Annotated in this window: 19 protein-coding genes; 11 read left to right on the top strand and 8 right to left on the bottom strand. The window is 59.1% G+C overall.

Annotated features, from left to right (window positions below):
* Positions 1-37: 37 nt before the first annotated feature.
* The 3 genes from AT6N2_RS23125 to AT6N2_RS23135 form a co-directional block, all read right to left on the bottom strand.
* Positions 38-490, bottom strand: coding sequence for a GNAT family N-acetyltransferase (locus AT6N2_RS23125; RefSeq protein WP_209091628.1), 453 nt, complete (start codon positions 488-490; stop codon positions 38-40).
* A gap of 169 nt (positions 491-659) precedes the next feature.
* On the bottom strand, positions 660-2,018 hold the full coding sequence (locus AT6N2_RS23130; protein ID WP_209091630.1) for a sensor histidine kinase: 1,359 nt from the start codon (positions 2,016-2,018) through the stop codon (positions 660-662).
* The gene (locus tag AT6N2_RS23135; protein ID WP_063951808.1) at positions 2,015-2,677 is read right to left on the bottom strand and encodes a response regulator transcription factor; all 663 of its coding nucleotides are present in this window, start codon (positions 2,675-2,677) and stop codon (positions 2,015-2,017) included. The genes AT6N2_RS23130 and AT6N2_RS23135 overlap by 4 nt, the downstream gene beginning before the upstream one ends.
* A 132-nt stretch (positions 2,678-2,809) precedes the next feature.
* On the opposite strand from AT6N2_RS23135, the gene AT6N2_RS23140 reads away from it, so the two are divergent.
* Positions 2,810-3,370: a hypothetical protein gene (locus AT6N2_RS23140; protein ID WP_209091632.1), complete on the top strand. Its 561-nt coding sequence runs from the start codon at positions 2,810-2,812 to the stop codon at positions 3,368-3,370.
* Between the two features lie 145 nt (positions 3,371-3,515).
* Here the strand turns inward: AT6N2_RS23140 and AT6N2_RS23145 are convergent, their stop codons facing one another.
* From AT6N2_RS23145 to AT6N2_RS23160, 4 genes are all read right to left on the bottom strand, one after another.
* On the bottom strand, positions 3,516-4,022 hold the full coding sequence (locus tag AT6N2_RS23145) for a DUF992 domain-containing protein (protein ID WP_209091634.1): 507 nt from the start codon (positions 4,020-4,022) through the stop codon (positions 3,516-3,518).
* Positions 4,019-4,366: a BON domain-containing protein gene (locus AT6N2_RS23150; RefSeq protein WP_209091636.1), complete on the bottom strand. Its 348-nt coding sequence runs from the start codon at positions 4,364-4,366 to the stop codon at positions 4,019-4,021. The genes AT6N2_RS23145 and AT6N2_RS23150 overlap by 4 nt, the downstream gene beginning before the upstream one ends.
* Before the next feature lie 7 nt (positions 4,367-4,373).
* Positions 4,374-4,553 (bottom strand): CsbD family protein, encoded by a 180-nt coding sequence (locus AT6N2_RS23155; protein ID WP_209091638.1) that lies wholly within the window; start codon positions 4,551-4,553, stop codon positions 4,374-4,376.
* Between the two features lie 138 nt (positions 4,554-4,691).
* Positions 4,692-6,170, bottom strand: coding sequence for a helix-turn-helix transcriptional regulator (locus AT6N2_RS23160; protein ID WP_209091640.1), 1,479 nt, complete (start codon positions 6,168-6,170; stop codon positions 4,692-4,694).
* Positions 6,171-6,425: 255 nt separating this feature from the next.
* Here AT6N2_RS23160 and AT6N2_RS23165 point away from each other — a divergent pair, with 255 nt between their 5' ends.
* The 6 genes from AT6N2_RS23165 to AT6N2_RS23190 all read left to right on the top strand — a co-directional run bounded on the left by AT6N2_RS23165 (position 6,426) and on the right by AT6N2_RS23190 (position 14,292).
* Positions 6,426-7,187: a FadR/GntR family transcriptional regulator gene (locus AT6N2_RS23165; protein ID WP_233282578.1), complete on the top strand. Its 762-nt coding sequence runs from the start codon at positions 6,426-6,428 to the stop codon at positions 7,185-7,187.
* 77 nt (positions 7,188-7,264) lie between these two features.
* Positions 7,265-8,773, top strand: coding sequence for an ABC transporter substrate-binding protein (locus tag AT6N2_RS23170; RefSeq protein WP_063951702.1), 1,509 nt, complete (start codon positions 7,265-7,267; stop codon positions 8,771-8,773).
* Positions 8,774-8,840: 67 nt separating this feature from the next.
* Complete coding sequence (locus AT6N2_RS23175) at positions 8,841-9,788, top strand: ABC transporter permease (RefSeq protein ID WP_209091642.1); 948 nt, start codon at positions 8,841-8,843, stop codon at positions 9,786-9,788.
* A gap of 12 nt (positions 9,789-9,800) precedes the next feature.
* Positions 9,801-10,673 (top strand): ABC transporter permease, encoded by an 873-nt coding sequence (locus tag AT6N2_RS23180; protein ID WP_209091644.1) that lies wholly within the window; start codon positions 9,801-9,803, stop codon positions 10,671-10,673.
* Positions 10,674-10,694: 21 nt separating this feature from the next.
* The gene (locus AT6N2_RS23185) at positions 10,695-12,479 is read left to right on the top strand and encodes a gamma-glutamyltransferase family protein (RefSeq protein ID WP_209091646.1); all 1,785 of its coding nucleotides are present in this window, start codon (positions 10,695-10,697) and stop codon (positions 12,477-12,479) included.
* Between the two features lie 4 nt (positions 12,480-12,483).
* Complete coding sequence (locus AT6N2_RS23190) at positions 12,484-14,292, top strand: ABC transporter ATP-binding protein (protein ID WP_209091648.1); 1,809 nt, start codon at positions 12,484-12,486, stop codon at positions 14,290-14,292.
* A 70-nt stretch (positions 14,293-14,362) separates the two neighbouring features.
* Here the strand turns inward: AT6N2_RS23190 and AT6N2_RS23195 are convergent, their stop codons facing one another.
* Complete coding sequence (locus AT6N2_RS23195) at positions 14,363-14,566, bottom strand: CsbD family protein (RefSeq protein ID WP_010974103.1); 204 nt, start codon at positions 14,564-14,566, stop codon at positions 14,363-14,365.
* Positions 14,567-14,742: 176 nt separating this feature from the next.
* Here AT6N2_RS23195 and AT6N2_RS23200 point away from each other — a divergent pair, with 176 nt between their 5' ends.
* The 4 genes from AT6N2_RS23200 (at position 14,743) to AT6N2_RS23215 (ending at position 20,310) form a co-directional block, all read left to right on the top strand.
* On the top strand, positions 14,743-15,057 hold the full coding sequence (locus AT6N2_RS23200; protein WP_209091650.1) for a GCG_CRPN prefix-to-repeats domain-containing protein: 315 nt from the start codon (positions 14,743-14,745) through the stop codon (positions 15,055-15,057).
* 246 nt (positions 15,058-15,303) lie between these two features.
* Positions 15,304-16,293: a Bug family tripartite tricarboxylate transporter substrate binding protein gene (locus tag AT6N2_RS23205; protein WP_209091652.1), complete on the top strand. Its 990-nt coding sequence runs from the start codon at positions 15,304-15,306 to the stop codon at positions 16,291-16,293.
* A gap of 460 nt (positions 16,294-16,753) precedes the next feature.
* On the top strand, positions 16,754-18,544 hold the full coding sequence (locus AT6N2_RS23210) for an ABC transporter ATP-binding protein (RefSeq protein ID WP_209091653.1): 1,791 nt from the start codon (positions 16,754-16,756) through the stop codon (positions 18,542-18,544).
* A 179-nt stretch (positions 18,545-18,723) separates the two neighbouring features.
* Positions 18,724-20,310, top strand: coding sequence for an ABC-F family ATP-binding cassette domain-containing protein (locus AT6N2_RS23215; protein WP_209091654.1), 1,587 nt, complete (start codon positions 18,724-18,726; stop codon positions 20,308-20,310).
* Positions 20,311-20,318 lie beyond the last annotated feature (8 nt).

Below are 20,318 nucleotides of genomic sequence, written 5' to 3' on the forward strand. Positions count from 1 at the left end.
AAAAAAGACGGGCGGCCCGGCGGCCGCCCTTTTTCCTTCACCGCGTCAGTTGCAAGCGTGCATTTTCAAACGGCATGCCGTCATCATCGTGGGAACTGCGAGTGACCTCGCGAAAGCCCAGTGATTTGTAGAAACCCATCGCCTGCACGTTCTCGGTATAAACATTGAGATTCAACGCATCATGGATCGTGAGAGCGTAAGCGATGAGTTCGCGGCCAACACCTTTGCCCTGCCAGTGCGGCGAGACGAACAGGCCGCCGAGGAAATTATTGATCAGGCTGATAAAGCCGGTTGTTTGACCACTAATTTCGGCAACAAATGTTTCGGAATTCGGCAGATATGTATCTTCGATCAGCTTGCGTTGTTCACTAAGACGCTCCGTACCGATGAACGGGTGAGCGAGCAGCGAGGCTTCGAGCCAGATGAGAGATAACGTCTGCGTATCCCGCGCCGCGTCAAACGGCCGGATTTCGACTGATTTTTTATTCATGGAAAGTCCACTAAGTGAGACATGTCAGAGGATCGGCCCCTCTGGGGCCGGCTGAACCCGCCAAAATGACGGCCAGAATTTCAACCTCTGCGCATAAGTCTCCTTCTTGTGATGCCACTGTCTACCCTTAGGTGAAGACAGGGTCAACATCGCGTCGATGTTGCTCCTATCAAAGAGCGGTCGGTAGTGTCACGATGCAGGACAGCCCACGTTCGGCGCTTCTCTCGAGGTTTATTTGCCCGCCGTGGAGTTCAACGAGTTCCTTGACGATGGTGAGCCCGAACCCATCTCCTGGAACGGACTCATCCATCCGTTTTCCCGGCTGGAAGGCCTGAGCGACGAGGTCGTCATCGATGCCGGGTCCATCGTCAGAAATTATGAGGTTCACGGTGCGGCCTGTTTTCCGTGCAGAAATCTCCACCCGGCTTTTTGCCCATTTAAAGGCGTTGTCGACGATGTTGCCAATGATTTCGTCGAGATCCTCCGGCAAGACTCCCACACGCACTGAATCGTCCACAGCGACACGGGCAGCTATGCCACGCTCCGCATGAATGTGTCTCATGATCTCAACGATGTTGTTGATTCTCGGCAAAAGCTCGGTGGAGGCAACGACGCCGCCTGCGGCTGTTTTACGGGCCCGGGCAAGATGATGACGAATTCTTTGATCGATCTTGTCCAGCAGGCCGCGCATTGTCCCATCAGGATCATTAGTCTGGTTCAACGCCAGATAGAGGCTGGTGACCGGCGTCTTGAGGCCGTGGGCAAGATTGGCGAAATGCAGACGCGTCTCGGTCAACCTGTCCTTGTTCTGTTCCACGAGCCTGTTTATTTCGCGTGTCGCGGGGCGGAGTTCATCAACCTCCACGTCCGGCAGATGGTCTCGGGAACCCGCCGAAATGGCGGCGATGTCATCCGTCAATTGGCGAAGTGGCCTCAAACCATATCTGACCTGGATAAAGATGCCGGCGACCAGACTGGCGCCAAGCAGCGTCATGGCTGGAACGAGCCATAAAAGCGCGCGTCGGGAGGGGGTATCGAGTGCGACGCGTGGCGCCGTTGCGGTGATGTCGACAAGTGTCCCGCCGACGATGGTCTGGATAGACCGAAGATAGAGGTCCTGTCCCTCAAGACTGGCGTGGGTTCCCGGGTGTGGGCCGTGGCCCAGCACCTTGCCCCAATCCATCGGTGAAGGGGGATTGTCGAGCGTGCGGCCCGCAAGGGAACGTGAGCCGATGATGGTATCCTTGGCGCGTACCTGCCAGTACCAGCCCGACCCACGCCTGTCGAAAGGTGGCGCATCCAGCGCGGCAGTCAGCGTCAGCTTGCCTGCGCCATCGGCAAAGAGCGCGCTTCGCACCCCCTCGATCTGGGTATCAAGACGTTGATCGATCTGTTCGCGCACGACACCCGCAACGATGAGATAGAGGATAGCGGACGCGATAATCACGCTTGCGGTGACGAAGACCACGGAAAACATCGTCAGGCGACGCGATATTGACGAACTGGCACCGGAAGAAAGGCGTGTCATGGTTGCGCTTTCAGCATGTAACCGCGACCCCGCACGGTTTCGATGCAATCCGCGCCGATCTTGCGCCGCAAACGCGCGATGATCACCTCGATCGAGTTGGAATCGACCTCCGCATCGCCGTCATACACCCGTTCTGTCAGTTCGCGCCGATCCACGACGATCTCCTTGCGAAGGATGAGGCAAGAAAGGACCCGCCATTCCAGCGCAGTCAGTTTCAACGGCAGCCCGTCCTGCTCGAAGGTGCCGAGTTGCGCGTCAAAAGTGAGCGACCCACAGGTAATGGTGGAGGCGGCGTGGCCGGTCGCGCGCCGCACCAGCGCGCGCAATCTCAAGACAAGTTCTTCAATCTTGAAGGGTTTGGTCAGAAAATCATCGGCCCCCGCCTTGAAGCTCGCCACCTTGTCCGGCCAACCGTCGCGGGCGGTCAGCACCAGTACCGGCAGGTTGCGTTGTTCAGCGCGCCATGATTTCAAAACCGAAACGCCGTCGACCTTGGGCAAGCCGAGATCGAGAACGGCAGCGTCGTAAAGCTCCGTTAAGCCTGCGTGTTGAGCGTCCTCGCCATTCTGCGCGACGTCGACAACGAAGTTTTCCGCGCGAAGGCTGGCAGCAATCCGTTTCGAAAGGTCGGCGTCGTCTTCGACGAGAAGTATCCGCATGGTGTTGCAATCCGCTTTAGAGATGAGATTTTCTAGGCCTGGGAGGCTTAACTCAAGCTGAACCACAAGGTTCAGGCTGGTGGTGGTGTCATCCGGGTAAAAGGGTCTCGTCAATGCAAACAGGAGATCACGATGTCCCATTCAGATGACAATAACCAAATTGACGCTGCCGCTGCTCCAAAGGCAGGCCTGGTCCCTCCCCACAGGAAACACCGTCGCAAGACTGCGGCGCTCACCTTCGCAGCAGTTGCAATCCTCGCCGTTGGCGCCGCAGCAGGCGCCGGCGCGGTCAAGCTGACGAGACCGACGCCGGAAATGGCGCCTATGACGCCCGTTGCGATTTCGACCGTCAAGGAAGGCAAGCTTGTCACCATCAAGGGCAAGGTTGCGGAAATCTACGGCAACAAGTTCATCCTTCAGGATGACAGCGGCCGCGCACTGGTAGATACCGGACCGGAAGGCGAAGGCGGAAAGGCAGCGAAGGCTGAGGAGGCCGTCAGCGTGCAGGGTCGCTTCGATGAGGGTGTCCTTCATGCCAGCTATATCGTGCGTCAGGATGGCAGCATTGAAGCGCTTGGCCCTGCCGGCGGCCCGCCTCGCCATGGGCCAAAACACGAGCCGAGACACGGCCCGGGCATCGAGCTTGACCACGGCCCCCTGAATGATGCGCCGCCTCCGCCGCCAAAACCCTGAGGTAATTGCATTTCTCACGTGGGCTTGTGCCGCAGATAAGTGTCTTCAGACACTTCCGCTTATTGCTTGAAAATATAAACAAGCGCGCCGCGGGGCAGCGGCGCGCCTGATGAAATCTAAGATGTCGTATTGGTGGGGGAGCTCCTTAACCCGCGCGCTTCAGCTGAAGATGCGAGACACCGGCCGCAACGTTCACGCCTGTCCCAACTTCAGCACTGATAGGCTGCAGGGCGAAGTTCTTGGCGTTGCCTCCCACCAATGCGTTGGCGCCGACACCGACACCGACCGAGGCACCGGCTGAAGCGCCGACGTAGTCGCCGCTGAGTGCTCCTTCACCAACGCGGCTTGCCGCCGCGTTGAGAACGATCCAGCTCATATAGGTTTTGCCGGTCACCCCGATATCGAGACCGAGTTTGCCGATCTTGCCCGTGTAACGTTCGGTTTTGCCGGAGCGCTGGCGGAACTGGCAGTCCACTGCCTTGCTCGAGCCGACAACCAGTCCGACACCGCCGGCAATCTCACACGACAAGGTACCGACACGTTCCTTCTGCGCGGTCTCTGTCGCCCGTTTGCCGCCATGCTTGGTTTCAGCGGAGGCGAGGGGAGCAACGGCGAGCGTTGCGATAGCGGTTGCGAGAACGAGTTTCTTCATTGTCTGTCACTCCTGTTATTATTCACGAGGCGGATGCGCGGGGAAGATGCATCCACATAGGTCTGAGGTCGCTGGCGTATCGCCAGATCGGCGATGATCGGCCGAGACGCGAAACATTCTGCGATGATGACCGCACGTTCGAAGGCAGAGAGTGTTTCCACCTCACCCGAGAGCACAATGCGCCCTTCGACCGAAGTTACAGAGATCGAACTGCTTTCCTGACCCTCTGCGTAAGCTATGACAGCTTGTAAGGCGGCGCACAGGCTGATTTCCTGGGGGTGGCAGCTTGCCGCCGGATTTGCGTCACACGCAAGCATCATGGTGAAACCTCCTGCCTTGAACATTAAAGGTTCACTTGAATGCTTTCTTGACGCTGTCCTTCGTTTGGCCAATCTTTTCCTGGGCCTGGCCTGCCAGCTTTTCGGCCTTCCCTTCTGCCTCAAGTCGGTCGTTGCCGGTGATCTTGCCGGCGGCTTCCTTGATCGTGCCCTTTGCCTGACGGGCGATGCCTTCGATACGGTTATTGTCCACGACGAATTCCTTCCATCTTTAGAGGGTGCCGCTGTTGGTAACGGCATGATGGAAAGATAGGATGTGGGAAATGCCCCTTGGAGAGCATTACCTACTAGTTGAACTGGTACAAATTGACCTTTTTGAAGGTCGAAACTGCTATTTTTCCTTACGGCCGCTAAAACCACGTTCGCGCGCCCAGATAACGGCGGCGGTGCGGCGATTCACGCCGATCTTGCCGTAAAGCGATGCAATATGATTCCGAATGGTGTGTTTCGAAAGATGTAGCCGGTCGCTCATTTCCTTGTCGCTGCAGCCGTCGCATATCAGCGCCAAGATCTGTTCTTCGCGTTCGGTGAGATCCTTCAGAGAAACGGACGATGACGCGCCACGCGAGCTCTGTCTCAGCCCCGCGAGCCTCTCCACGACCGTCCGGCTGAACCAGGACGTGTCAGCCATCACACTTTCGATCGCCTCGATTAGTTCGTTTTCAGACCGGCGTCGTTCGGTGACGTCCTGTATGGCCCAGATGACGCAGAGTTGGTCATTGATCTCTGCACGTTCAGCAGAAACGATGCATTCGGCCGTGCCGCCATCGGCAAGATTCATGCGCATGGCTTCATCCCGGATCGGAATATTATCCTTGAGGCGCTTTTCAACATCGCGGCGGGCTGCGACATCGTCCCACAGTTTCAGTTCGCTGGCAGTTTTGCCAACGACTTCAGCTTCTTTTCGTCCGCACAGTGTCAAAAACGCGTCGTTGACCTCGGTGAGGACGAAATCGTCAAGCCGCGAAATTGCTGCGGGGGCTGGTGACAGGCGGAAGGATTTGAAAAAACGCTCCTCGCTCTGGCGAAGGGCATTTTGGGCTTTTCGCCGGCCGTCGAGATCGGCGAAGGTAAAAAGCATGCATGGCTCCTCCGCAACGGCGATGGTTTCTCCGGCGACGATGACCAGCCTGTCACCACCCGGAATAGGAATAAGCGCCTCGCGTTGCCGGATGATGCGGCCCTCATGCAGGCGCTTCAACGCGTCCTCGCCGGTATCGCAGTTGGAAAAAAGCCCAAGCTCCTCGACGCTGATGCCGATGATGTCCTCGCGGGCATAACCCGTCATTTCCAGGAAGCCCTGGTTTACGCGAATGAATCGTTCGTCATCCAAACGGCATATGAGCCCAGGTGCGGGGTTGGCGTTAAAGGCGCTTTCGAACCGGGCCTCCGCTTCGAAACGGGGCGTTTCGTCACGGATGATGAGGACCAAGACATCCGGCTTGGCTCCTGCATCTTCCAGGATAAGCCCGCGCACCGTATGCACCCAGCACTCTGTATCATCATCGCTTGGCGATATCTCGACGGTGACATCCTCAAAGGTCTCGCCAGCAAGCAGGCGTTCAAGCGGATATTGCCCATCATCGAGGAGGTGATTGTTGCGATACCGCAAGGTGAAGTTTCGCCGATACTCCTTCGTGTCGATGCCAAGTTCGGAAAGGGCCTCTATCCGATGCATGTCGAGCGCCGCCCTGTTGGCCCACGCAATCGAGCCATCATTTTCGAGCAATATCAGCCCGTCGCTCAAACCGGCGATCAGGTTCTGCAGGACGACCCGGTTGATCTTCGGAATGTCGATGTTGTCGTCCATGTTGCCCCGCCTTCTGATTTGCTGCGGGACTATAATGCATGCTTTCGACAAGCGTTGCAGTCCTATCATCATGTAGCGTCGCAGAGGCAGGGAGAGGGCTAAAGACACCCTCGTGCTCCCAATTCGCCCGTTTTGCGACTTTCCTGCCCACCTTTTGAGCAGCAAAAATTACGGCTTAAAAATTGGCTTGACGTTCGGCGCGATCTGTCTTCATCTTGAACCATTATATAATTGGTTCGCTTAAATGGTGCGCTTTTGACAAACGGTCCGAACGATAATTCCAACTATGCACTCGCCCGTCTCCGCGACTACATTCAGTCGAATGACTTTGCAAAGGATGGGCGACTACCGACGGAACGGGCTTTTGCCGAAAGTTTCGATGTCGGCCGCCGTGCCGTTCGGCGGGCTCTGGAAGTTCTGGAGGCTGAGGGTCTGATTTGGCGGCGTCAGGGTGCGGGGACTTTCGTCGGCGAAAAGCCCGACGATTGGTCCGCCCAGGTAACCGAACTCGTCGCGGGAACGGATTTCATGGAAATCATGGAGGTCCGTTTGCGCATTGAGCCGCAGCTTGCCCAACTCGCAGCGATGCGAGCCAAGCCCGCGGAAATTGAACGCATGCGTGCACTGGTGGAGAAAACGGGGCAAAGCACGGATGCGGATGCAAAGGAGCTGTGGGACGGTTCGCTCCATCGCCAGATTGCCCAAAGCGCCGGCAACAAGCTGTTTCTGTCGATTTTCGATGTCATCAACCGCGTCCGTCAGGACGATGCCTGGCAGTCGATACGGGAGCTTGCCCGGCGCAGCGGCGCAAATGGCAGGGCGTCTTTCGAACAGCATATGGCCATTGTCGATGCCATCGCCGACCGTGATCCCGCCAGAGCCGGTGAAGCCATGCGTCAGCATCTTCTCATGCATCAGGAAAGGCTGATCCGCGCCACGTCTCTCGGCTTTCTCGAGGAAGGTGCCGGGGAGGGCAATGCGGCCAAACTCGATATTTCGCTGACCAAGGCCTCTTGAGACCACGGATGAAAACTGTCGTCCCTTACGGGCGGCCAATGACAAAAAGTCAAAATAACCTGACCAGAGGAACGAACATGAAGAAAATCCAGACATTGACCGCGGCGCTGTTGGCAAGCGTATTTCTGGCCTCGCCGGCGCTATCGTCCGAATTGCGCATCGGCCTCAATGACGATGCCGATGTGCTCGACCCCGCGCAATCGCGCACTTTCGTCGGCCGCATCGTTTACACCGCCATGTGCGACAAGCTGGTGGATATCTCGCAGGATATGAAGATCGTGCCGCAGCTGGCCACCGAATGGGCCTGGTCCGACGGCGGCAAGGTGCTGACCATGAAAATCCGCGACGGCGTCAAGTTCCACGATGGCGAAACGCTGGATGCCGCCGCCGTCGTCGCCACCATCGAGCGCAACATGACGCTGCCGGAATCGCGCCGCAAGAGCGAGCTGTCGTCTGTCGAGAAGGTTGAGGCGACGGGACCGCTCGAGGTCAAATTCACGCTGAAGACGCCTGACGTGACCCTGCTGGCGCAGCTTTCCGACCGCGCCGGTATGATCGTCGCACCGAAAGCGGCCAAGGAACTGGGTGCCAATTTCGGTTCGAAGCCGGTCTGCGCCGGACCGTTCAAATTCGTCGAGCGCATCCAGCAGGATCGCATCGTGCTCGAAAAATTTGCTGACTATTGGGACAAGGACAAAATCCTCGTCGACAGGGTCGTCTACCTGCCGATCCCAGATACCACGGTGAAGCTTGCGAACCTTCGTGCCGGCGATCTCGATATCGCCGAGCGCATTTCGGCTTCCGATGCGGAATCCGTCAAGAATGACTCCAAGCTGACCTATGCCGATGTGATTGGTCCCGGATACATGGCCATGTATGTCAACATCAACAATGGCGCGCGGGCGGATAATCCGCTCGGCAAGGACAAGCGCCTGCGTCAGGCTTTCTCCTACGCGATCGACCGCGAAGCCATCGGCCAGATCGTTTTTGAAGGCACCTCCAAGGCCGGCAATCAGGCTTATCCGCCCACAAGCCCATGGTTCAACCAGAACCTGCCGGTGCCGCCGCGTGACATCGACAAGGCCAAGCAGTTGATGAAAGAGGCAGGTTACGAGACGCTGGATGTCGAGCTTCAGCACGCCAACAACACAACACAAACGCAGATGATGCAGGTCATCCAGTCCATGGTGGCGGAGGCCGGCTTCAACGTCACCCTCAAGGCCACGGAATTTGCGACGCTTCTGTCCGAGCAGACCGCCGGGAATTATCAGCTCAGCCGCTCCGACTGGTCGGGACGCATCGATCCCGATGGCAACCTGCACCAGTTCGTCACCTGCAAGGGCGGCATCAACGATGTGAAATATTGCAATCCCGAAGTGGACAAGCTGCTGAACGAGGCCCGCGCTTCGACCGACGACGCGGTCCGCAAGGAAAAATACGATGCTGCAAGCGTCATCCTCAACGATGACATGCCGATCATCTATCTCGGCCACCAGCCCTATGCCTATGCCATCTCCAAAAAGGTCAAGGGCTGGGCGCCGTCGCCTGACGGCATGATCCGCCTTCTCGGCGTTTCCAAGGACTGACCACTTCGCAGAGGCCGCACGGCTTGTCGTGCGGCCGCCAAGACCGGACCAAAACGAGGGCAATGCCATGCCTGTTTATATCGGCAAGCGACTGCTGGTCGCGATCCCGACGCTTCTGATCATTTCCATCTTCGTTTTCTCGCTGCAGAAACTTCTGCCGGGCGATCCCATCCTGGCGATGGCTGGCGAGGAGCGCGATCCCGCGACAATTGAATTTCTGCGCGAGAAATACCGTCTTAATGACCCGGTTCCACTCCAGTACGTCAACTGGCTGGGCGGCGTGGTAACCGGCGATTTTGGCATTTCTCTACGCACGAACCAGCCGGTTCTGGAACTGATCGGCCAGAAGCTGCCGGTGACCATTCAGCTGGCTGTCATGGCGATGTTCTTTGCCATGGTGATCGGCATTCCCATCGGCATTCTGGCCGCCGTCAAGAAGAATACGTGGATTGATTATACGGCCAATATCGTGGCGCTTTCCGGCCTGTCCATTCCGAATTTCTGGCTCGGTATCATGCTCATTTTGCTGGTGTCGGTGAAATTGGGCTGGCTGCCGGCATCGGGCTATGAATCGATCTTCGTCGACCCTGTCCGCTCCATCGAAACCATGATCATGCCCGCCTTCGTGCTGGGCAATGCACTGGCGGCGACGCTGATGCGCCACACGCGTTCGGCGATGGTGGCGGTGCTCAGCTCCGATTACATCCGCACCGCCCGCGCCAAGGGGCTTTCGCCGCGCGAGATCATCCTGTCGCATAGTTTCCGCAACGCGCTTCTGCCCGTTATCACGCTCGTGGCGCTCCTCTTTGGTGAGTTGCTGGCAGGCGCGGTTCTGACGGAGCAGATTTTCACCATTCCCGGTTTCGGCAAGATGACCGTGGATGCGGTCTTCACCCGTGATTATGCCGTCGTGCAGGGCATCGTGCTCTGCACCGCCGTCGGTTTCATCCTCATGAACCTCCTGGCCGACATTGCCTATGTCCTGCTCAACCCCCGCCTCAGGGCGACAATCTAAGGCCCTGATATCATGACCGTTCTGGATCAAAACCTTTCGATACCGGCGACGCGGCAGGAAAGCCGCGCCTGGAAAAAAATGAAGCGCAACAAGTCGGCGCTCGCTGGCTTGCTCATTGTGCTGTTTTTCGCCGTGGTCGCGATTGCCGCACCGATATTGCCGATTGCCGATCCGGTTGCGACCAGTTGGTCGGCCATCCGCAAGGCGCCGTCGGCGGCCCACTGGCTCGGCACGGATGATCTCGGCCGCGATATTCTCTCGCGAATGATCTATGGCGCCCGCGCTTCGCTGATGGCCGGCGTCGTCTCCGTCATGATTGCAGTGGTGATCGGCGTGCCCTTCGGTCTGATTGCCGGTTATTTCGGCGGCTGGGTGGATATGGTCATCTCCCGGATTACCGAAGCGCTGCTGGCCATGCCATTCCTCATCATGGCGATTGCTCTTGCGGCCTTTCTCGGCCCGAGCCTCACCAATGCGATGATCGCCATCGGCCTTTCGGCCATGCCGATCTTCGTGCGGTTGACGCGCGGGCAGGTGCTGGCCGTCAAGATGGAAGATTATGTCGAGGGTGCAAGGTCCATTGGCCTCAACCACATCGACATCATGACCCGTTACATCCTGCCGAATGTCTTTGCCCCCATCATCGTGCAGGCGACGCTGACGGTGGCGACCGCCATCATCGCGGAGGCGAGCCTTTCCTTCCTAGGGCTTGGCCAGCAGGCGCCTGCACCTTCCTGGGGTTCCATGCTGAACACCGCCAAGAACTTCTTGAGCCAGGCGCCGTGGATGACGATGTGGCCCGGCATTGCCATCTTCCTCGTCGTCATCGGTTTCAATCTTCTGGGCGATGGTCTGCGCGATGCGCTCGATCCGCGCGAAGCATGATTTTTTACAAGGAATATCGGAATGACTGATTTCACCACACGCCCTGAAATCCTTGGCAACTTCGGCGTCGTCACCTCAACCCACTGGATCGCCTCGGCGGTCGGTATGGCAATCCTCGAGAGGGGTGGCAATGCCTTCGACGCCGCCGTCGCCACCGGTTTCGTCTTGCAAATTGTCGAGCCGCATCTGTGCGGCCCCGGCGGGGATATGCCGGCCGTGTTTTATTCGAAACAGAAGGACAAGGTCGAAGTCATCTGCGCACAGGGCCCGGCCCCGAGTGGCGCAACGATTGGGCATTACACCGCTGAGGGACTGAAGCTGATCCCCGGCGACGGGCTGCTCGCCACAGTCATCCCCGGCGCCTTCGATGGATGGATGCTGATGTTGCGCGACTACGGCACGATGAGCGTGCGCGAGGTGCTGGAACCCACCATCTATTACGCCGAGCACGGGCATCCAACGTTGCCGCGTGTCTCTGCCACCATCAAGGGGCTGGCCCATTTCTTCGAAAAGGAATGGCCGACATCCTATGAAACGTGGCTGCCGGGTGGTGCCGCGCCGGAGCCTCATGCCAATTTTCGTAATCCGGTTCTGGCTGCAACCTATCAGCGGATCGTCACTGAAGCCGAAGCGCGCACCGGCCGCGAAAACCAGATCGAGGCGGCGCGTGATGCTTTCTACCGGGGTTTCGTGGCGGAAGCCATCGATAGTTACGTCAGCACCGCAGAGGTAATGGATGCGAGCGGCACTAGGCACAAGGGCGTGCTGACGGCGCAGGATATGGCCGGGTGGAGCGCCACCGTGGAAGCGCCGCAGACACTCGACTATCACGACTGGACAATCGCAAAGACGCCCGCCTGGGGGCAGGGGCCGGTTCTCCTGCAATCGCTGGCGCTTCTGAAAGGTTTCGACATTGCGGCCATGGACCCCTCCGGTCCCGATTTCATCCACACCATCGTCGAAGCCATGAAGCTCGCCTTTGCTGACCGCGAGGTCTATTACGGCGATCCGGAATTTGGTCAGATACCAACGGAATATCTTCTCTCCGAGGGTTATAATGCCGGGCGTCGGGCGCTGATCGGCAGTGAGGCGTCGCTGGAACTGCGGCCCGGCACCGTGCCTGGTTACGAAAAGCAGGTGGACGCCACCTTGGCGATGTTGTCCGAGATGAGCGGCAAGGGCACCGTCTACGAGCCGACCATGTCGCATCTGACCGAAAAGCGCGGTGACACCGTGCATATCGATGTCATTGACCGCTGGGGTAACATGGTCTCCACCACGCCCTCGGGCGGCTGGCTGCAATCCTCGCCCATCGTGCCGGGCCTTGGTTTCGCGCTCAACTCCCGCGCCCAGATGTTCTGGCTGAAGGAAGGCCTGCCGACCTCGCTCGCACCTGGCAAACGGCCGCGCACGACGCTGACACCCTCGCTTGCGTTGCATCAGGGCCGTCCCGCCATGGTCTTTGGCACGCCCGGTGGCGACCAGCAGGACCAGTGGCAATTGCCCTTCTTCCTGCGTTATGCCCACCACGGCAAGAACCTGCAGGCGTCCATAGACATGCCGCTGTTCCACACTTCCCATTTTCCGGGCTCGTTTTATCCGCGCACCAGTTCGCCGGGTGAAATCATGGTGGAAGGCACGGTGGGTGAGGCAACGCTCGCCGAGCTTCGTAGTCGCGGCCACCGCGTTACGGTTGCCGATGCCTGGTCGGTCGGCCGGCTCACCGCGGCGCGCCGCGATGCAGACGGCCTGCTGCGCGCCGCCGCAACACCGCGGTTGATGCAGGCCTATGCGGTGGGGCGGTGAGACCATGGAGACAAAACCAGTCCTCTCCGTCCGCAACCTCACCACCTCCTTCCTTGTCGATGGCGCCTGGAAGAGTGTCGTTCGTGATGTCTCCTTCGATGTCGCGCCCGGCGAAACCGTCGCCATTGTGGGCGAATCCGGCTCCGGCAAGTCTGTCACCTCGCTCTCCCTGATGCGCCTGCTCGCCCCGGCCTCCAGCCGGATAGAAGGGAAGGTCCTGCTTAACGGCCGCGATCTGCTTTCGCTCTCCGAGAAGGAAATGCGCGGGGTGCGGGGCAACGACATCTCGATGATCTTTCAGGAGCCGATGACGTCGCTCAACCCGATCTTCACCATCGGCCGCCAGATTTCGGAAGTCCTCATTCGCCACAAGGGGCTTTCGAAACGTGAAGCGCGGGCCGAGACGGTGCGGCTTCTAGAAAAGGTCAGAATTCCCAACGCGGCGGGACGTTTCGACGAATATCCGCACCAGTTTTCGGGCGGCATGCGCCAGCGCGTGATGATCGCCATGGCGCTCGCCTCACGACCGAAACTGCTGATCGCCGATGAGCCGACGACGGCGCTCGACGTGACCATTCAGGGCCAGATCCTCGACCTGATCAAACTGCTGCAGGAAGAGGAGGGCATGTCGGTGCTCTTCATCACGCATGACATGGGCGTCGTGGCCGAAATCGCCGACAGGACGATCGTGATGTATCGCGGTGATGGAGTCGAGACCGGGCCGACCGAGGAAATATTCAAACGCGGAAAGCATCCCTATACACGGGCGCTGCTTTCGGCGGTGCCGAAGCTCGGCTCGATGCGTGACCGGCAATGGCCGACGCGTTTTCCCGTGCTCGACATGAAGACCGGTCTTTCGACTGAGCCTCAAGAGGTGGCCGAAACTGTTGCGAGCGGTCAGACGCCGGTCCTGTCGGTCAAGAACCTCGTGACTCGTTTCCCCATCCGGTCCGGCCTGCTGGCGCGCCAGACGGGTGCGGTTCACGCCGTTGAAAACGTCTCCTTCGATCTCTTTCAGGGTGAAACGCTGTCGCTTGTCGGTGAATCCGGCTGCGGCAAATCCACCACCGGTCGCTCGATCATGCGCCTCGTAGAGCCGTCGTCCGGCGATGTGTCACTCGACGGTTATGATGTGATGCGGCTTGATACCGTAGGCCTGCGCAACATGCGCAAATCCGTGCAGATGATCTTTCAGGATCCGTTCTCCTCGCTCAATCCGCGCATGACCGTCGGTACGGCGATTTCTGAGCCCTTCATCAAGCACAGGCTGGGCAGCAGCAAGCAGGCGAAGGAAAAGACCTCCGATCTCCTGGAAAAGGTCGGCCTTTCAGCGGACATGGCCACTCGTTACCCGCATGAATTTTCGGGCGGCCAGCGCCAGCGCATCGCCATTGCCCGTGCGCTCGCCCTCGATCCAAAGGTGATCGTCGCCGACGAAAGCGTTTCGGCGCTCGATGTCTCGATCAAGGCGCAGGTGTGCAATCTGCTGCTCGACCTGCAACAGAGCCTCAACCTCGCCTTTCTGTTCATTTCGCATGATATGGCAGTGGTGGAGCGCGTCAGTCATCGTGTCGCGGTGATGTATCTGGGCGAGATCGTCGAGATTGGCCCGCGTGCGGCTGTTTTCGACAATCCGCAGCATCCCTACACGAAAAAACTAATGGCCGCCGTGCCAGTGCCTGATCCCGCGCGACGCGGAATGAGAAGAGGAATTTCCAACGAGGAGCTGAAGAGCCCAATTCGTAAGATAGGACACACGCCCCCCAAGCGTGAATATCGGCTTGTTTCGCCCGGGCACATGGTTCAGGTATAAGACGACAAGAGGCACTTGTGAGCTGACACACGAGCCTCCAAACAAAACCCCGCCGAAGCGGGGTTAGGTGTTACCAGCCCTGACGGCCGTACCAGTCATCGATATCTTTCTTGGTACGGTCCTTTTCGTAGCCGTAGCGCTCCTGGATCTTGCCTTCAAGTTGTTCGCGCTTACCGTTGATGACATCAAGATCATCATCAGTGAGTTTGCCCCACTGCTCCTTGACCTTGCCCTTCATCTGCTTCCAGTTGCCTTCAACGCGGTTCCAATCCATCGGTGCTCTCCCTTTTGTTGGTTTGCAGCCAGTAAATGTCTGAGCTTGAAACAGGTTCCGTTCACACTGGCAGATATAAGTTGCCGCTAAAATGCCACGAAAACACCGCGATTCATTCAGCCACAGTTCACCCGGCGGAGCGCTAAATCGTGCCATCCCACAAGGAGGGAAATAAGATGCGCAAGATGATACTCACCGCCGGACTGATTTTCGGCGCCCTGTTTGGCACCGGCGCAAATGCCATGCCTGTTGGCCAGCCGTCCACACCTTCGGCATCCCATGTCCAGACGGTGGATTACGCCTGCGGACGCGGATTCCATCTGTCGCCGCGCGGTTATTGCCGCCCAAATGGTCCGCCGCGATATGAGCGTGGCTGGGACCGCCGTGACCGGTGGGAAGCGCGCCGGGAATGGCGGGAGCGCCAGGCCCGTCGTGAATGGCGTGAGAGAAGAGACTATCGCGACTACCGACGCGATTATTACAGATACTGATCATGCGAGGCCCTCCCCATTCAGGAGGGCCTTTTCTTTCTGCAACTATGCAGCTCGGCGAAAGAGCGTCCGTTGGAGTGTCACTGCTGGTTGGACAGGCTCGTATTTCCTGAAAAGCGGGAAAACTTAGGAGCGCCTCTCCGCGGGCGTCGTCCTTGCATCCGCGCTATGGACCGGCGGGTTGCCCTGAGGTGCGTTTGAGCTACTATGCGCCCATGGCGAGGAGGCCATGTTACAGGAGGGTTCATGATTTACCGGTCTTCAAAACGGCGCACAGTCTTGAAAATGGCCGCTGCTGCGGTTTCCTTTGGCATGCTGGGTGCTGCCGCGAGCGCGCAAGGCTTTCCCGATCGCACGATTACGCTGGTTGTTCCGTTTGCAGCGGGCGGCTCTACCGATGTTGTCGCGCGTGTTATCGCGCAGAAGATGGGTGATGAACTCGGCCAGCAGATCGTCGTCGAAAATGTCGCCGGTGCTGGCGGTAATCTCGGTGCCGACCGTGTCGCTCGCGCCGAACCTGACGGCTATACGATCCTGATGGGAACGGTGGCCACCCATGCGCTTAACCCGCTGATTCTCAAAACCAAACCATACGACCCGGAAAAAGATTTCACCCCGGTTTCGCTGCTTGTGGTCGTCCCCAATGTGCTGGTCGTCAATCCGAAGCTCAACGTCAATAGCGTTGCCGAACTGATTGCGCTCTTGAAGGCCGAACCCGACAAGCACGCCTACGCTTCATCTGGGAATGGCACGCCGTTGCATCTTTCCGGTGAGTTATTCAAGAGCATGGCTGGCGTCACCATGCAGCATGTTCCCTACAAGGGCGCAGGCCCGGCGCTCAACGATCTGCTCGGCAACCAGATTTCAATCATGTTCGACAATCTGCCGTCGTCATCGGGTCATATCAAATCCGGCACGTTGCGGGCGCTGGGCGTCACGACCAGGGAGCGCGCCTCGTCGTTTCCGGATCTGCCGACGATCGCCGAGACGGTGCCCGGTTATGAAACCTACACCTGGAATGCACTCTTTGCGCCTGCCGGCACGCCGGCCGAGGTGGTCGACAAGTTGAATGCTGCGGCCAAGAAGGCGCTTGCCGATCCGGCGGTCGCCGCCCGCATGGCGGAATTCAGCGCCAAGATCGTCGCTTCTTCGCCGGATGAGCTGAAAACCCACGTTGCGGCGGAAATCGCCAAGTGGGGACCGGTGGTCAAGGACGCGAATGTGCAAATGGACTGACCGGTAACGACGGATCTCATCGCGATTTTCCGCCGCGCGTCCTGAAGGTTGCGGGCGGAAATGATGGCCTGACATCAGCGTGGCCGATGTTCCCGTTGCATCGGCCACAGTTCATATCGTCGCACCCAGCCGGTGTGGCGTTTCAGCATCACTCACCAGCCGGTTGCAAAAACCCGCTTGGCAAGCTTTGAGCGCTGAGTTAAAAATCTCGCTACCGCGTCAGATCGAACAAAGGGAGGCGTTGCATGACACCAGCATTCTTCGAAACCCTCCCGCAGGGAATGACCCGACACTAGGTCATATCCATTCGCGGCCCGCCATCGCGCGCCCGACATGCGGTTTTACTTTCCCCCATAGCCCGATTGATCTGACGGGGTCACTTCGTCTCCCGCCCGGGCTGTGCCATCCAACTTCCGTTTTGAGGACCGGTCGCCGATTACAGGGCGCTGGGCTGGTAAAAATGACTCGCAAGAAGCTCGATTTCCGCGCCGATGCTTATCGCAATGTGCTCGGCTTTGTTTTCAACCATTGGCGTCATCGGCCGTCGCTGGTGGGTTTCATCATCGTTCTGGTGATTGCCAGCACGCTGGCCGAAGTGATGGTGCCGGTCTTTTCCGGCCAGATTGTCGATGCCATTGCCGGTGGCAACGGGGCAGACGACGCGTTGCGCGCCTTCGTCATCGTGGTGGCGCTGGGGCTGGTGAGCGTTGTGCTGCGCTGGTTCATCTTCAACGGTATCATCCGGCTGACGCTGAAAACCATGGCGGATGTCGCCAATAATGGCTTCCACAAGGTGCAGCGTTTCTCCACCGACTGGCATGCCAACAGCTTTGCCGGTTCAACAGTGCGCAAGATCACCCGCGGCATGTGGGCGCTGGATTCGCTTAATGATCTGCTGCTCGTCGCGCTTTTGCCGTCCATCGTCATGCTGGTGGGCGCCACCATCGTGCTCGGCAGCTACTGGCCGGTCATGGGCATGATCGTCGGTCTCGGATCGCTGATCTACATCGGCGTCACCGTTATGCTTTCCATGGGCTACGTATCGCCGGCGGCACGGCTGGCCAATGCCTGGGACACCAAACTCGGCGGGGCTCTGGCGGACGCGATCAGCTGCAACTCGGTGGTCAAGGCCTTTGGCGCGGAGGTCCGTGAGGAGGTCCGGCTCAACCATGTATTGGCGAAATGGGATAACCGCACGCGCAGGACATGGAAGCGTGGGACGCTGAACGGCACCATCCAGGGGTTCATGATGGTATCAATGCAGGCCGGCATCCTCGGCACGGGTCTACTGATGTGGCGACAGGGGCTGGCCTCACCTGGCGACATCACCTTTGTGCTTGCGATGTTCTTCGTACTGCAAGGTTATCTTCGAGATGTCGGTCAGCATATCCGTAACCTGCAACGTGCCGTCAACGACATGGAAGAACTGGTGCTGTTGGACAAGATGCCGCTTGGAATCGAGGACAAGCCGGGTGCCGGCCCGATCAGGATCGGCAAGGGCGAAATCGTCTTCGACCATGTCACGTTCCAGTATGGAGCTCATCCGACACCGCTTTATGATGACTTCTCCGTCACCATCAAGCCGGGTGAAAGGGTGGGTCTGGTTGGTCACTCCGGTTCGGGCAAGACGACTTTCGTAAAGCTCATCCAGAGGCTTTACGACGTGAAGTCGGGCGAAATTCGCATCGACGGCCAGAACATAGCCGACGTGACGCAGTCGAGCCTGCGCGGCCAGATCGCCATCGTTCAGCAGGAACCTATCCTGTTCCACAGGACGCTTGCAGAAAACATCGCCTATGGCCGGCCGGGCGCGACGCGGCGGGAGATCGAGCAGGCGGCGAAACAGGCGAGCGCCCACGGCTTCATCATGTCCTTGCCCAAGGGCTATGAGACCATGGTGGGTGAACGCGGTGTCAAGCTGTCCGGCGGTGAGCGTCAGCGCGTGGCCATCGCCCGTGCTTTTCTGGCGGATGCGCCGGTGCTGATACTCGACGAGGCCACGTCCAGCCTCGACAGCGAAAGCGAAGTGCAGATCCAGCAGGCGATGGAACGCCTGATGGTCGGTCGCACCACGCTCGTCATCGCCCATCGGCTTTCCACGGTCAGGGCGCTGGATCGGCTTTTGGTGTTCGACAAGGGCAGCATCGTTGAGGAGGGCGATCATCAGGCTCTCATCCGTCTCAGCGATGGTATCTATCGGCGGCTGTTCGAACGGCAGGCACTGGAACTCACCAAGGGTCTTGTGGCCTGAAAACAAATGGATACGCCGGAGCGCCCGGCGTATCCTTACCCCGCCCAGCTATCGGCGCCACGAAGGTGCCGCTTTTTTTGCTTAGGACACATTGTCCGCAACACAAACAGGATGGTGCACCATGGATTTCCACCTGATCACAAAGCCGCAACGCCTTGTCATCCGGAGAACCCATATCCATGCCGCATTCCATCACGCTTTCGGACCTGTCGTGGTCGACACCTGACGGTCATCCGCTCTTTTCTAACATCAATCTTCGCTTCGGACCCGAACGCACCGGCCTCGTCGGGCGCAACGGCGTCGGCAAGACGACGCTTCTCAAATTGATCGCCGGAGAGCTGACGCCGTCCGCAGGCACAGTTTCCGTATCGGGCAGCGTCAATCTTCTGCGCCAGAGCGTGCAGGTCGTCTCCGACGAGACCGTCGCCGACCTGTTTGGAGCGCGCGACACGCTGGACGTGCTTGCCCGTGCGCAGGCGGGAACGGCCACTCTGGAAGCGCTTGAAGACATCGACTGGATGCTGGAGGAGAAAATTGCCGGGGCGCTCGCGCAGGTCGGGTTGGACGCCTTGCCCACCACGCCGCTTTCGGCTTTATCGGGCGGCCAGCGCACGCGGGTCGCACTTGCTGCTCAAATCCATGCTGCGCCGGATTTCCTGATCCTCGATGAACCGACCAACAATCTCGACCGGGACGGGCGCATTTTCGTTGCCGATTTTCTGGCGGGCTGGCGCGGCGGAGCGATCGTCGTCAGTCATGATCGGGGGCTTCTCGAAACCCTCGACGCGATTATGGAGATGACGACGCTCGGCGCTTCCCGCTACGGTGGTAACTGGAGCCGCTACCGCGCACAAAAAGCGCTGGAGCTGGCCGCCGCCGAACAGGACTTCGCGAATGCGGAAAAGCGTCTGTCCGAGGTAAAGCGCCGGTCGCAGGAAGCCCTGGAGCGCAAGGCGCGGCGTGACAGCAGGGGTGCTGCGAAGGCGGCGCGCGGAGATATGCCCGGCATTGTTGCCGGCGCGATGAAAAGGCGGGCCGAAAAAACAAGCGGCGGTAACGCCAACCTCGCCGGCCGTCTGGCAGCCTCGGCAACGGACGATCTGATTGCGGCGCGGGAGCGGATCGAAATCCTGCAGTCTGTCAGCGTCACTTTGCCGTCGAGTGGGCTACATGCGACAAAAATGGTGCTCCGATTGCAGAACCTGACCGCAGGCTATGAGGCCCAACAACCCCTGCTTCGCGATCTCTCCTTTGAGATCATCGGGCCGCAGCGCGTTGCCGTGACTGGCCCCAATGGATCGGGGAAAACAACGCTGCTTTCAGTCATCACGGGTAAGTTGCCGCCGTTCGCTGGAGCCGTGGATGTCGGCGTCAAAGCCGTATTTCTCGATCAGCAGGTCAGTCTGCTGGATGCAACCCTGTCCATCCGCGACAATTTCATGCGGCTCAATCCGCAGGCAGGTGACAACGCCTGCCGGGCGGCACTTGCGCGCTTCATGTTCCGCGCGGATGCTGCTTTGCAGATCGCTGGAACACTCTCGGGCGGGCAGATGCTGCGGGCCGGGCTCGCCTGTGTTCTGGGCGGCATTGAGCCTCCGCAGCTGTTGATCCTGGACGAGCCGACGAACCACCTTGATATCGATTCCATTGCCGCCGTGGAGGCCGGCTTGCGCGCCTATGACGGCGCGTTGCTGGTCGTCAGCCACGACGAGGCATTTCTTGCGGAGATCGGTATCGAGCGTCGGCTGGTACTGGGCTTGGGCTGATTACATCG

Source organism: Agrobacterium tumefaciens, assembly GCF_017726655.1.
In the GTDB taxonomy this organism is placed as follows: domain Bacteria; phylum Pseudomonadota; class Alphaproteobacteria; order Rhizobiales; family Rhizobiaceae; genus Agrobacterium; species Agrobacterium tumefaciens_B.